Origin of the sequence: Peribacillus huizhouensis, from assembly GCF_014138605.1 — a bacterium.
Lineage (GTDB): Bacteria > Bacillota > Bacilli > Bacillales > DSM-1321 > Peribacillus > Peribacillus huizhouensis.
Map to the genome: position 1 here is coordinate 36168 of NZ_JACJHX010000005.1, position 13907 is coordinate 50074.

The window sequence follows — 13907 nt, forward strand, 5'->3', positions numbered from 1 at the left end:
ATTTTAAAGCTGAAACTTCGTCTGATATCTTTAGCATCATTTCCTTGTTGGAGAAAAGGTTTTTGGTAATCTGTATAGTTTCTCACGCTTATCTTTAGCAATAAAATCCACTTTGAGACACATTATATCCTCAGAGAGCGTCGTACACATAGAAAAAGGTGCATATTCCCATTGACTTTAGTCGGTGGTAATATGCACCTTTTATTGTTTTATTCTCCAAATTTAAAGCGTTCCAACAAAATGGATTCTGTTTTGGAACCTTCGTGTTTAAATTTGGTAAATGCATAAAGTTCTTCTGTTTCCTCTACATAAACCAGACGATCGATCTTGCCATAGGCGCGCAAAGTAGAAGTGGGATCCAATGTATCGTATTTATAAATAGAAATCTGTTCTGAGCGATCAGCCAGATACATGTCCTTTCCTGTTTCATTAAACGTCATCGTTGTAAATGGGGTGGCTAGCTTGCCAAGAGGAGCTAGATCTTCAGAAGGAACGTTGCTTGATGCATATACTGTTCCATCTCCATTATAAATAACCTTGCCTTCAGGAGACATTTGGGCATAGCCCCTCAATTTCAAAGTATCAAAGAATCGAGGTACCATGATTTCCTTCTTGATTTTACCTTCCACTAAACTGAATATTTCCATTGTACCGGTATAATGCGAACTATGAACCGTATAAATTTTGTTCTGTGTTGGTGATAGTTCAATTAATTGTTTTGGAGAGAGATTTGCAGATGATAATTGTTCTGACGTTTGCCAGCTATACGTATGGATCTCTGAATGAATGCCTTGGTCGGAGCCGGATGAGATAATTAGCGTTTCTTCATCATCCACAGCGATGTCAAAAGGATCGATGTTTACATTTACTTCTTTCAGGAAAGAAAGATTTGCAGCATCGTATACATTGATGAGTCCTTTTTGCATCTCCATGAAGTTATAAGGGCTTCTTGCTTGGATTAGCTGTGTCACGAAAATTTTTCCATTTTTAATCACGAGCTTTTCGGCAGGATGTGTCAGTTTCACAACCTTTTTGAATTTCGTTTCCAGGTTTAGCATGATAAGTGATTTTGATTTCCCATCAATATAGTAAACAATCGGCTTATCCGGATTTTTCACTAGATCTACGATTGTTGATTCTACTGTCAGATCCACGATGGAATGTGCTGGCTTTCCAGTGGAGGGACGGAAATTCGGCTTCATAATTCGCGCAAGGAATGCTGAAAATTGGGCGCGATCAATCGGCTGTGTTGGACGAAATGTTCCATCATTATATCCAACGGTAATATTGTTTGCTGCCAATGATGAGATGGATGAGGATGCCCAGTAGTCTGTGCGGACGTCTTTGAAACCAGGCTCATACACACCTTCCAGTTTAAATGCGTTCCCGATCACTCTAGCCATTTCAGCACGAGTGATATTCCCGGTTGGATCGAAATGTGTTTTGCTTTTCCCATTAATGATCCCTGCACCCGAGGCAACTGCAATTTCTTTATAGCCAAAACTAGTTGGCTTTACATCATAGAATCCGGGATCTTTTATGTTGTAATCTGACTCTGGCATGCCAATGGAACGCATAATCATCACAACGGCTTGTGCACGTGTAAGTTTCACGGATGGACGGAATGTTCCATCTAAATAGCCACTGATCACTTTTAATTCAGTCAAATAGTCAATCTCTTTCTTAAAGCTCGAAACATCTTGGAATCCATCAGCTTTGGCTGATCCAGTTGGAATAACAAATATGACAAGACACAATGATATAGCCATCAAGATATGTAATAACCTTTTCAATGAAATCTCCCTCTCTCTTTAAATTCTATTCATTATAGCGACAGAACCTATCTTTTACTCGTATCTAATGTCCTATATTTAATGATAACTCCAAATTGGCAATTATCAATAAAAATGTAAAAAATAAGTGAACACCAACTGAAGTGAAAGTAAGTATTGGAAATAATAATGGATTTAAGTCAATTTTTTATTAATGGCCTGCTCATAAAAAAACGGACCTAATTGTGTTTAACAATCAGGTCCGTCAGTTAGGTCTCTTTTTTAATGGAGACTATTATGAATATTACTAGCTTTTGATTCAACGTATTTTAGATGATCCTTAAGGTTTTCTTTTGAAACATATTGACCAAAATCCTCGGGAACGCCTTCGTTTGATCCATCAATTCGATGAGCAATCAATGTACCAATTTCAGGATAAAAATGATGACCATCGAAATAATTGTTAATGTCATTTGTAACAGTATTAGGATACATAAAATTATAAACTCCGCCAAACACATCGATTACTTCTGTGAGCCAACGCTCGTAGTAAGGCAACAGACCTTGATCCACCAACTCCTTAAATAATGGAGTCGAAATTGGAGTCATAAAGATGATAAATTCTGTATTTGGGTAGGCAGCCTTTAAATTTAATAATACCTGTTTAATATTAGGATTATAATCGTAAGAGCTACCGTAAAATTCATCACGGAACTTTTCAATTTTTTCCTTTGTTTGCTCAATTGTTAATTTTGAATCAACCCGCATTGCGTTGGCAACATTGTCTCGATTATAAGTTCTTTCTTCCATCGGCACATTATTTTTGGACATTTTATAAGTTTCATACGAATACTTCAATAAATCATATGAAAGTAGATTTTTGTAACGATATAAGGGTTCATTCAATGTCTCGATATATTTATCTAAATTTCCGTTAAATGAGCTTTCACTTTTACTCGTTTTAAAGAAGTCCATTCCGATAATAACCCGTTTAAACTGTTTTCCATTTTGTTTTGTAGCATACTCAAGAAAAGGGGCATACTCCCGCACGGAAAGGTTACTTGCTGAAAAATTATAAACCTTCATCCCTTTAAAGTCATGTTGATTAATATACGTAGAGCGACTGCTGCCAAGGAGAAGCGTATCATAATCAAAAGGTTGAAAATGCATAGCATTTGGCTTTTGTTGCCGTTCATCAATAACGGTTTGTACATCATTGTACGTATTTTTATGACCAAACGTCCACATAGGATCAATAAAATAAATGAAGGAAGCAGAACTACCAACAAATAGTACAATAATGGTCATAATAATAATTACAAATTTTTTGTATGACATAGGCATTCACCCTAAAAGTTAAAGTATAGAAATTCAGATACTTGTTGTAACTGGAATACTGAGTAAATAATTAATGCAGAGATATAGATTGCCGAAATCCAATTTGGTTTTAAGTGATCTTTGAAATACATCGAATTTTTTGCGAACACAGAAATAAGAAAAGCAACAAGCAATATACCAACTACCCAAAAGAAGTTTTCATCCAAAGTAAAATCATAATATGGAATGTTTAATTGGTTGAAAAAGGTGTGTTGGAGATCTGTAGGAAGTACACGTCCATTCAAACCAATCATACTTCTTAAAACCATAATAGCATCATGTACGGAAGGGGCTCTGAAGAAAACCCAAGCCGCATTCACAAATTGGAAAGTAATAAACCAAGCTAGGAGCTTCGGTAATTTGAATCCTGCTTGTCCCCAAAGTCTATTAATTACACTTGCAATGCCATGCATTAATCCCCAGATGATAAATGTCCACCCAGCACCGTGCCAAACTCCACTCACAAAAAACACAATCATAATATTTATATATGTTCGTACTAGACCTTTGCGGTTTCCACCGAGAGGGACGTAGATGTAACGTGTCAAGAAGTTCGAAAGAGTCATATGCCATCTTCTCCAGAAATCTTGAATACTTAATGCTTTATAAGGAGAGTTGAAGTTAATAGGCAGTCTAATATTGAATAGTAAGGCAGCACCAATTGCCATATCAGAATATCCGCTAAAATCGAAATAGAGCTGGAATGTATAAGATAAAGAAGTTATCCAGGAATCGACCATAGTAAGAGTAGCAGGATTACTATAGCCAGCATTGGCTATCTCGGCAAAAGTATCTGCAATTCCTACCTTTTTAAACAAACCGATACCAAAAACAAATAGCCCAGTAGCAATATTTTTAGCATTTATTTTCCTGTTCTCTTTGTTTTCGAATTGAGCCATCACGTCGCCATGCTGAACAATTGGTCCAGCGATTAATTGTGGGAAAAAGCTTACAAATAAACCGTAATTTAAAGGATGGTAACCTTTCGTTTCACCTTGATAGGAGTCTACTAAATAAGGGATTTTCTGAAAGGTATAAAAACTAATCGCTAGCGGAAGTATAAGATTCATCACACGGTAATCTGTATCAAATACTGCATTTACATTTGTAATAAAGAAGTCGTAATATTTAAAATACCCCAATAAACCAACATTAAATAAAATACCTATTGTTAGTAGTGCTTTTTTCTTCATTGGCTGTTTCATTTTTCCAAGGGTTGTACCAATAATGTAGTTCACAATTAAGGAAAAAAGTAGTAAAGGAAGGTAAATTGGGTTCCACCAACCATAAAAGAACAAGGATGAAAGGAATAACCAAACCTTTGAAAGTGTAAAGTTTACTTTATTTAAAGCGAAATAACCGATAAAAACGATTGGTAAAAACAAAAAGATAAACTCGAATGAATTAAATATCAAGGGATCACCTCATCAGGCAGCTAAAGTTATTGAAAAATCTTAATAAATCATACTATATATAATTCTATGATACAACAATACATTTTTTAGGGGATTTATAGGATTTTTAATGGTAAATTTAGTATTTATACGGTAATATATGCATTAGAAGAAAAATTTTCATATTTCTATTGAAAAATATTCCTAATATGATAATCTATATATAAGTAATAAAATTCCGTTTTGTGTTGAAAATAAAGGGATATGGTTGGTCTTTGTCTAAAAAGCTACCTGCTAAATGAATTTAGCAGGTAGCTTTTTTGTGCGGGAAAATAGTAGATCACCTAATATAGAAGGGAAATGTTACATACTACTATCTTAATAGAATATAATGACTTGGAAAAATTATGTATTCGTCTATAATAGATTATAGTATTTACCAGATTAATGTAATTTGATAATGAAAGGATGGTTTTTTTGAGGCGTTATAGAAATGTATGTATTTTGTTTCTTCTACTGACTTTCACAACGTTATTCGTTGGCGTTAACTATAGTTATGCAAAGACTGCTATGTTAACACCAGGTGCTCAGATTAGGTATGAAACAACGACTGTAGCTAAGAAGAAACAAGCGGTTCATGTACTTAATTTAAATCTTGCTAATCCAAACATAACAATTGAGATGGGTTATAATGACCCGCTCAATACATGGAAAAACGTTCCTGCATTTGCGAAAGCAAACACATATGATCAACATCATGTCATAGGTGCTGTGAATGCTTCGTTGTTCCATATGAGAGATAGCAAGCTACCTATGTATCTATTAGCTCAAAATAAGCAAATTATTAATTTGGGATCAGAAAGAGAGGTAGAAGATACGGGATTCATGTCTGTTCCAGCTGCATTTGGGATGGATGAAAGTGGGGAGGCGATCATTGATCGTTATAGCATCCAAGCTTCTTTCACTTATCAAGGGAATACATATCCATTAAGCGGTTTTAATCGGCCGCGAGGTGAAGATGAAAGTGTGCTTTTCACATCCTCATTCCGTTATCCGAATACGCGAACGAATTCAACTGGGTATGAAGTGATAGCTGAGAACACGTCAAAGGATATTAATAAGAGTATTGGCTTTAGTGAGTCTGTAACAGCTCGAATTGTGGGTATAAGATCATATGGTGAAAAATCGAGTGCCTTGATACCGAAAGATGGATTTGTCATTTCGACACAAGGGATGGCAGTAGATCAAGTTCGGAATATGAAGATAGGTGACGAGATTGCTTTAACCATTGATATTGATGAAAAATGGCAGAATGCAAAGTTCATGCTCGCTAGTGGTCCTTTATTAGTTCAAGAAGGTAAAGCAAATCTTACCATTGATACGTCAACAGCTAAAGCGAAAACTAGAAGAGCAAGAACAGCGATTACTGTTGATGATACTGGTACTAGAGTATACATGGTTACAGTAGATAATACGAAAGGTAACCCTGGTATGACTCTAAAAGAGTTTGCCAATTATTTAGTCAGTCTTGGTGCCTATCAAGCAATTAATCTAGATGGTGGTGGCTCTACTACGATGGCTATTAGAAATCCGGGCAGCCGCTATGCTGGTCTTATTAACAGTCCATCTGATGGAAGAATGCGCCCAGTTTCGACCGTTTTACAGGCAATTAGTACTGCTCCCTATGGACCTCCTGCAAAGATTACAGTCAAAAAAACAAAGGCAAGTACTTTGAAACCTGGAGATTCAACTGATTTTGTTGTTACGTCTGTCCTCGATTCTTACAATAACTTGCTACCAATATACAAAACTGGTGTTAAAATTGTACCGGATCCTTCAATTAATCAGATTGGCAAAATGTCCGGGAATAAATTTATAGCTACTCAACCGGGTACTGGATTTGTGACAGTGAATTATGCCAGTGTTTCTGTAAAGGTGCCTGTGACAGTAGAGGCTAAATCAACAAAGAAAAAATAATATAGAGAAAGAGGGTACCCTATCAGGGGTCTGACTCCCACGCACAGCAACTATACTAGATATAGCATTGTGGGGTCTGACACCTTACTTGGGTCACCCTCTTTCTATTATGACTGAACCGGTTTACACGACCAAGTCGATAAGTCCATGTCTGCTTTTAAAACCATCGCTGCTGGAAAAATAAATGTCCAAGGTTTGGATGTGTTTGCTTTAATTTCTAAATCTTCTAATGAAAAACCGCCTTTAGCAACGACTTCCTTAGAAGCATCAATCATTTCTAATGGAAGCTTTTCAATTTTAACGTTTTTATTATGTCCATTACGAATTAAAATGGTGACATGAAGGTCGCCGTTCTCTGATTTTTTCGCTTGTAAGCCTAAGAAGTTCACTTCACCTTCACGAGGAGGATCAATTTTTTCGACATACATTTCTAGTTTTTTGCGCTCGGCTTCTGGCATTCCCTTTTCCCAAGATTCAGCAAGATCCAGTCTGTGCTTAGCTTTAAGTTCAAAAGCAATTGTCCAGTTTTTCGTTGAGAAGTCTTTTTTCAAAACTGTGTCAGCGGGGAAAACGAACATCCAAGGGCGGCTGCTTCTAGCAGGAAGTTCCCCAAGTACACTCATATCGAAGGAATGACTAGCAATTGTTTCCTTGTTTTCATCCAAAAGCAATAGTTTAACTTCTTCGAAGGTGATCGCTTTATTTAAGCTGTTGCGAACAAAGGCAATCGCAGCGACTTCATTGTTTTCAGGTCGTAATTCAATACCAGATAATGAGATTTGATTCGGTTTCAATGGGGCAAGCTCATTGTTTAGGAATCGATATACATAGTTTTGTTCGCTTGATAGATTCCACTCTGGATGAATGGATAATTCAGTAATAATTTCCTCATCTGTCTGAACATCCGTTTCATTTAATAGCTCGCCAGAAGAAATAATAGAATCTTTTCCTTCTTTTTTAAGTTTGTTAATCTTTTTTTTGAAAATCGACACCATATTTATCTAACTCCTTATAATGTAAAGACGTACCCTGAATAAGTATGTAATGTTTTATACATCTATCGGATTCTGTATTAGCTACTATTGGGATGGATTTTTAAGCTTCTACTTGGTCATTAACCATTTGAACGAAATGCGCGATCTTCACAGCCATAGCCATTTCAATTGAATTAAACGTATACGTAAATAACTCAAGTCCTTCTTTTTGGTAGAGGCGTAAAGGGTCCTCTTGTTGATATTGGCGTAGTCCAATGCCTTCTTTTAGACGGGCCATGTTTTCTAAGTGTTGAATCCATTCGGTATCGATTACTTGTAATAGCCAGATTTTCAACGTTTGGAAGAATGCTGGAGTTGTTTCGATACTTGCAAAATATGTTCCTAGGTTATACTCAATGGATTTTTCTATTTCTTTCTTATTCTGAATAGAGTCTGAAAGAGTTATAGGATAGCCAGGTAGAAATTCATTAATTTTTGCAGTCAACTCATTAATATGCCACTCTTCAGGTGCAGTCTCCTCTGAGCAAAACTGGTCAATTACGTTCTGTATGGCATTTCGAACATGTGATTCTAGTTGACTATCAATGTTTTCGGCTTCCATGATCCGATTGCGCAATTGATAAATAATATTTCGTTGTTCGTTACTAACATCATCTAATTTTAAATTGTATTCTCGCATAGAATAGTGGGACCCTTCGACAATCCGCTGAACACGATCCACGAATTCACCGATTTTTTTAAAGGTGATGAGGCCTGTGTTATCAGATGTAAACTTTTTCTCAAGCTTTTCTAGGTCTTCTGCGGCAAATCGATTAATCATATCATCTTCTAGTGAAATATAGAATTGTGAGGAACCAGGGTCACCTTGACGTCCAGCGCGTCCACGCAATTGGTTGTCTACTCGTCTACTTTCATGTTTTTCTGTGCCAATTACGTGCAAACCGCCAAGCTCAGCAACGCCTTCTCCAAGTAGAATGTCGGTTCCCCTCCCGGCCATATTGGTAGCGATTGTAATTTGGCCTTGTTGTCCAGCCATAGCAATCAATTCTACTTCTTGTTCCACACTTTTGGCATTAAGTAAGTTAAAAGGCAGGTTCTCTTCCTCTAAATAGGAAGCAACTTTTTCGGATTGTAGAATAGAGGTTGTCCCGATTAAGATAGGTTGACCAGTTGCATGCACTCGTTTTACTTCTTCAGCTACTTTTCGGTATTTCTGGTCTAGTGTCTTAAAAATAACATCTTGATGATCCACACGGATTTTGTCCCGATTGGTTGGAATTTGAATCACGTCCATGCCGTACACATTTTGAAATTCTTTTTCTTCGGTTCTGGCCGTACCTGTCATTCCGGATAGCTTCGTATACATTCTGAAGTAGTTCTGAATCGTAACAGAAGCTTGTGTTTTATTTTCTTCTGTAATTTCAAGGCCTTCTTTCGCTTCAATCGCTTGGTGCAACCCATCGCTTAACGATCGACCTTCCATGACGCGACCAGTGAAGATATCAACTAGCAAGATCTTTCCGTCTTTGATAATATAATCGACATCTTTTTCAAACATGACATGGGCACGAACGGCTTGAATGACATAATGAAAAAGCGTTTGATGCTCAAGATCATAAAGATTATCGATGCCAAATGCTTTTTCAACTTTCTCGATACCATCATCGGTTAAGCTTGTTGCTTTCGTTTCTGGATCAAATGTATAATCTTCTTCTTTCTTAAAGCGTTTCGCAAGACGAGAAGCAATATGTTGCAAATCGCTGTTAGAATGTGATTTTCCAGCGATAATTAATGGCGTTTTTGCTTCGTCTACGAGTACGCTGTCTACTTCATCAATGATGGCATAATGAAGGGGTCTTTGACTTTTATCTGCAATACTAACAGCCATATTATCGCGTAAGTAATCAAACCCGAATTCCGTACCCACTCCGTACGTAATATCCGCAAGGTAGGCCGCTTTCTTTTCATTCGGCTGCATATTTGGTACATTTAAACCGACCGTTAATCCGAGGAATTCATGAATTTGCCCAATTTTTTCCCGATCTCGAGTGGCTAAGTAATCATTGACAGTAATGACATGAACGCCTTTGCCTTCAAGAGCACGTAAATAGCTTGGAAGGGAAGCAACTAGTGTTTTTCCTTCTCCCGTGGCCATTTCTGCGATATTTCCTTCCGTTAAGACAAGTCCGCCGATCATTTGGACATCAAAATGCCTCATCCCAAGTACTCGTTTTGATGCTTCTCGAACTACAGCAAAGGCATCTAATTTGATGTCATCTATCGTATGCCCGTTTGTTAAATCATCTTTAAATTGGGTCGTCATTTCTTTAAGCTGTTCATCGGAATATTGAATATATTTTGGCTCTAATGCATTAATTTCATCCACCATTTTATAATATTTAGTAAGTCTTTTTTGATTTGTATCTCCAAAGGTGTTTTTCAGAAAGGACAACATGTAAAACGCTCCTTAACTAGCATAAATTCTTTCTTTCAAGTTATAATATTACCAAAAATAAGAGGTATTTGCTATACATAGTAAAAGTCTGTAAAATTTAACAATTAACCGTTTGTATATATCAAGTAAAGCAAGGTAATATCATATTAGATAAAAATAGTTTGTAAGTTTATTAGAATTCTAGTATCATATTTGATGATATCAGTTTTTGTTGATTGGACTAGGAAAAAAGAGAATAGCGTCAGGTGACTATTTGCTGAACTACCAAATAAATGAAATGTACCGATCTGCTCATTCTTTAATCTTAATTTGGATATGATATTTCTAAGGAGGTACTCCATGGTTTACCTTGCCTTGTTACTATGCTTTGTGGCATCTATTATCATTACACCGCTTGTTAAGAAATTTGCCATTAAGATTGGTGCGACTGACAAGCCTAATTATCGTAAAGTTCATCAGAAAGTTATGCCCCGTCTTGGCGGATTGGCAATTTATATTAGTTTTCTCATCGGTTGGGTTTTTCTAAGACCTACGGATGACTTATCAACAATCCCACTTCTTGTTGGGGGATTAATCATTATAATTACTGGATTTTTCGACGATTTATTCGAATTATCCGCTAAATTAAAATTTCTCGCTCAAATAGTTGCAGCAGGCATTGTCGTTATTGGCGGCGTTCAGGTAGATTATATTAACTTGCCTTTTGGTGGCGAGCTTCATTTTGGAATACTTGCTATACCTTTAACGATTATTTGGGTCGTTGGTATAACAAATGCAATTAATTTGATTGACGGCCTTGATGGACTTGCAGCTGGTGTTTCATCGATTGCATTAATTACCATCTCAGGAATGGCGATTCTAAAAGGTGATATATATGTAACGAGCGTTGCTCTCATCCTTTTAGGTAGCACACTTGGGTTTTTGTTTTACAATTTCCATCCGGCGAAAATCTTTATGGGTGATACAGGAGCGTTATTCTTAGGATATATGATTGCAGTTCTTTCCCTTATGGGATTCAAGAATGTCACAATGATTTCATTGATCGTACCAGTTATTATCCTCGGAGTTCCAATTTCTGATACATTTTTTGCGATTATTCGTCGAATTAAACACAAGAAGCCGTTATCAGCACCAGATAAATCACATCTGCATCACTGCTTACTTGAAGTAGGTTTTTCACATAGACAAACAGTATTACTCATTTATGCAATGGCTGCATGTTGCGGATTATCTGCTTTTATATTTTCGATGGCTACGTCTTGGGGCGCGATTTTAATAGGTCTTGTGCTCTTGCTTGCTGTTGAAGTTATTGTAGAAAAAGTAGGTTTGATCGGTAAGGAATACCAACCTTTATTGCGATTCATCAATGCAAAAAATGATCAAATGAAAGATCGTTAATGTAAGACCTCTCTATTATGGAGAGGTTTTTTTACTTTTTTTAGTGTTAAAAGATTTTGGATCAATTATTGCATTTTATATTTATTCTTTGTTAATTTGGGTTAATTTATGAAATTTCCTCTCAAATATTCTAATAAACGGATAAAACAACCTAGTTAAACCGAGTCGGCTTAAATAAAACTACTTATGAGAGTATCGTTTAAAAAAACATTGTGAATAAAATCAAAAAACAGCTGCACCTTATATGGTACAACTGTAATTTATTCATCATTCATCATCGTGTGAAAGGCTGCCAACGCTTTTTCTGTTCGTTAACCCTAAATGTTTTCTCAATAAATTTTGTGTTTCTGTCAGCTTATCTTTATCAAGGTTGAAGACGTATGAGTTATTTTCTCTACCGTCTGTACCTTCGAGTTGAAGGGTATCAATTGTCAGGTCATTTTTAGCGGTAGCGTACTCAACAAATGTTTTCATTTCATTAAAGGTCAAGTTCGTTTTCATATTTCCACCGACCGCTTCGATTATATCAGGATATTTCGTTACAGCGTGAATAGTTGTTGCCTTTTTTATCATAGCTTGAATAATTTCTTGTTGCCGTTGCCCTCGTAAAAGATCGCTATCTTGCTTACGTGTACGTGCAAGTGCTAATGCTTCTTCACCATTCAAGGTTTGCAAGCCAGGTTCAAGGTGAATTGCGTTATGTTGATCTTCAGCGTTTTTCTCATTCAATTCATAAGGAACTTCGACTTCGATTCCGTCAAGAGCATTGACAATATCTATGAATGCATAGAAGTTCATACGCACATAATAATCGACTGGAATATCAAGAAGGTTTTCAACGGTTTCAACGGTGACCTTGGGACCGCCATATGCATGTGCATGTGTAATCTTTGTGTAACGATCTTTTTTAGGGACGTACACATAAGAATCTCGTGGAATACTTAATAATTTTATCGATTTATCTTTTTGATTGAAAGTAGCCAGTATTAAAGCATCTGAGCGTGTGGACTCTTCATACTTTCTAGAATCACTATCATCCACACCAATAAATAGAATGGATGTATTGTCTACCTCTGGATTGACCTTCGCTTCACGCTTAGATGAGAGGCCAATTGATTCAAAAGACTTATCAATGGCAGAAGCGGCTTTATTGTACAAGTACGCTCCATAGGCAGTGCCAGTGATAGTTAGTAATAAAAGCGGAACCAAGAACCATGCAACAAGTTTTTTGCGTTTCTTCTTGCGCCTTCTTTTGGTAACTCTGTACATGCGTTGGTTTGACATTTTTCTTTCTCCTTCATGGGCAGAATCCAGACTGATATATCTATGAAACTATACTCTACAACATTCTACATTTTTTTTACTGTTTCGTAAAATAAATATTATAGGTAGTAGAAAGCCGTTTTAGGAAATGGATTATTTATCTCGTTCGAGGTACAGCTGTTCCCCTTCTTCCATCCGATTTTGTCCATTAGTCAATTCTGTCATCCAAGCTGTAAAGGCATCCTTTCCAGACTTTTCTACATATGTTTCAATGATTACATTTTCAAGGTAATGTATTTCTTTTACTTCATAAATAGACGATCGCAGCTCATTTTCCAGTTTGCCAAGCCAGGTGTAATCGATATGGGTAGCCATTACCTGCATGAGCTTTCTTTCGACAATCCCAGTTGCATCAATTCCTTCTGATGTTGACTTACTGTAGGCACGAATCAAGCCGCCTGCTCCCAGCTTGATGCCGCCAAAATATCGAGTAACAACGACTGTCGTATCTTTTAGACCCTTTTTTTTCAGTACTTCAAGAATAGGGACGCCAGCTGTACCGCTTGGTTCACCATCGTCAAGTGCCTTTTGGATTTGATCATGCTCGCCAATTAAGTAGGCAGAACAGTTATGTGTAGCATCTTTGTGTAATTTTTTGATATGTTGAATGAAGGCCTGGGCTTCTTCTTCTGTTTCTGTACGGGCAATATGAGAAATGAAGCGGGACTTATCAATGATGATTTCATGTATGCCATTGCCTTTTACAGTTAGGTAGGATTGTAGCATAATAACTCCTTTCTTTTTAAAAAATAGTAGTTTGATTTATAAAAAGATAATGTTTAATTTTTTTAAAAGAGTGTAAGGCTTTTCTTTATTATAAGGCTTTCGCCATATTGCTGCAATTTTCGATGGGCACGTGTTTGTACGATAGTATTAAGTATGTAGTTATTTTTTCTTAAAAGTCATACGATAGTAAGGTGTGTAAAGAAATTTTAATATTAGGCTGTTTTCTTCATGGTATAATAAGGTCTATTGTTCTATAACATTTTTCTGTACTAGATGATGAGATTATGCTTAAAAGAATATATTGTTTGAAAAAGCAAGCTTGAAATTTCTAGAGGAAAAATTGGGACGTTTGAAGCTTAGAGCTACAAGGGATGTAATTATAATTCCTTATGTGGTCAACCTATTTTTAGGTATAATGGATTCATTCACCGTTTGCTTATACTGGCTAGAATGGCTTAGGATAATAATATAGAGTCGGAAAGTCAAACGG

General features: G+C 36.5%; 9 protein-coding genes. 2 read left to right on the forward strand and 7 right to left on the reverse strand.

Going from position 1 to position 13907, the window contains the following annotated elements; genetic code table 11:
* Window positions 1–209 precede the first annotated feature (209 nt).
* The 3 genes from HNP81_RS09650 to HNP81_RS09660 all read right to left on the reverse strand — a co-directional run bounded on the left by HNP81_RS09650 (window position 210) and on the right by HNP81_RS09660 (window position 4564).
* On the reverse strand, window positions 210–1793 hold the full coding sequence (locus HNP81_RS09650; RefSeq protein WP_182502498.1) for an S-layer homology domain-containing protein: 1584 nt from the start codon (window positions 1791–1793) through the stop codon (window positions 210–212).
* 261 nt (window positions 1794–2054) lie between these two features.
* Window positions 2055–3110, reverse strand: a complete 1056-nt coding sequence (locus HNP81_RS09655; protein WP_182502499.1) for a hypothetical protein — start codon at window positions 3108–3110, stop codon at window positions 2055–2057.
* An 11-nt stretch (window positions 3111–3121) separates the two neighbouring features.
* Window positions 3122–4564: an MBOAT family O-acyltransferase gene (locus tag HNP81_RS09660; RefSeq protein WP_182502500.1), complete on the reverse strand. Its 1443-nt coding sequence runs from the start codon at window positions 4562–4564 to the stop codon at window positions 3122–3124.
* Window positions 4565–5020: 456 nt separating this feature from the next.
* Between HNP81_RS09660 and HNP81_RS09665 the strand changes: the two genes are divergently transcribed.
* Entirely contained in the window at window positions 5021–6520 is a 1500-nt protein-coding gene (locus HNP81_RS09665; protein WP_182502501.1) for a phosphodiester glycosidase family protein, read from the forward strand.
* A 107-nt stretch (window positions 6521–6627) separates the two neighbouring features.
* On the opposite strand, the gene HNP81_RS09670 is transcribed toward HNP81_RS09665, so the two are convergent.
* The gene (locus HNP81_RS09670) at window positions 6628–7515 is read right to left on the reverse strand and encodes an accessory Sec system S-layer assembly protein (RefSeq protein ID WP_182502502.1); all 888 of its coding nucleotides are present in this window, start codon (window positions 7513–7515) and stop codon (window positions 6628–6630) included.
* Window positions 7516–7615: 100 nt separating this feature from the next.
* Complete coding sequence (secA2, locus tag HNP81_RS09675) at window positions 7616–9970, reverse strand: accessory Sec system translocase SecA2 (protein ID WP_182502503.1); 2355 nt, start codon at window positions 9968–9970, stop codon at window positions 7616–7618.
* Window positions 9971–10309: 339 nt separating this feature from the next.
* On the opposite strand from secA2, the gene HNP81_RS09680 reads away from it, so the two are divergent.
* Window positions 10310–11368, forward strand: a complete 1059-nt coding sequence (locus HNP81_RS09680; protein WP_182502504.1) for a glycosyltransferase family 4 protein — start codon at window positions 10310–10312, stop codon at window positions 11366–11368.
* A gap of 267 nt (window positions 11369–11635) precedes the next feature.
* Here HNP81_RS09680 and HNP81_RS09685 read toward each other — a convergent pair whose 3' ends face one another.
* Both HNP81_RS09685 and HNP81_RS09690 read right to left on the reverse strand, forming a co-directional pair.
* Window positions 11636–12652, reverse strand: a complete 1017-nt coding sequence (locus HNP81_RS09685) for an LCP family protein (RefSeq protein ID WP_028393514.1) — start codon at window positions 12650–12652, stop codon at window positions 11636–11638.
* A gap of 132 nt (window positions 12653–12784) precedes the next feature.
* Window positions 12785–13417 carry a YigZ family protein gene (locus tag HNP81_RS09690; protein ID WP_182502505.1) on the reverse strand — a complete coding sequence of 211 codons (633 nt, stop codon included), beginning with the start codon at window positions 13415–13417 and terminating at the stop codon, window positions 12785–12787.
* Between the last annotated feature and the right edge of the window lie 490 nt (window positions 13418–13907).

What these genes read in the sequence shown, in the direction of transcription:
- HNP81_RS09655 (WP_182502499.1), bottom strand. Translation starts at nt 3,110, where the DNA reads ATGTCATACAAAAAATTTGTAATTATTATTATGACCATTATTGTACTA.
- HNP81_RS09670 (WP_182502502.1), bottom strand. Translation starts at nt 7,515, where the DNA reads ATGGTGTCGATTTTCAAAAAAAAGATTAACAAACTTAAAAAAGAAGGA.
- secA2 (WP_182502503.1), bottom strand. Translation starts at nt 9,970, where the DNA reads ATGTTGTCCTTTCTGAAAAACACCTTTGGAGATACAAATCAAAAAAGA.
- HNP81_RS09680 (WP_182502504.1), top strand. Translation starts at nt 10,310, where the DNA reads ATGGTTTACCTTGCCTTGTTACTATGCTTTGTGGCATCTATTATCATT.
- HNP81_RS09685 (WP_028393514.1), bottom strand. Translation starts at nt 12,652, where the DNA reads ATGTCAAACCAACGCATGTACAGAGTTACCAAAAGAAGGCGCAAGAAG.
- HNP81_RS09690 (WP_182502505.1), bottom strand. Translation starts at nt 13,417, where the DNA reads ATGCTACAATCCTACCTAACTGTAAAAGGCAATGGCATACATGAAATC.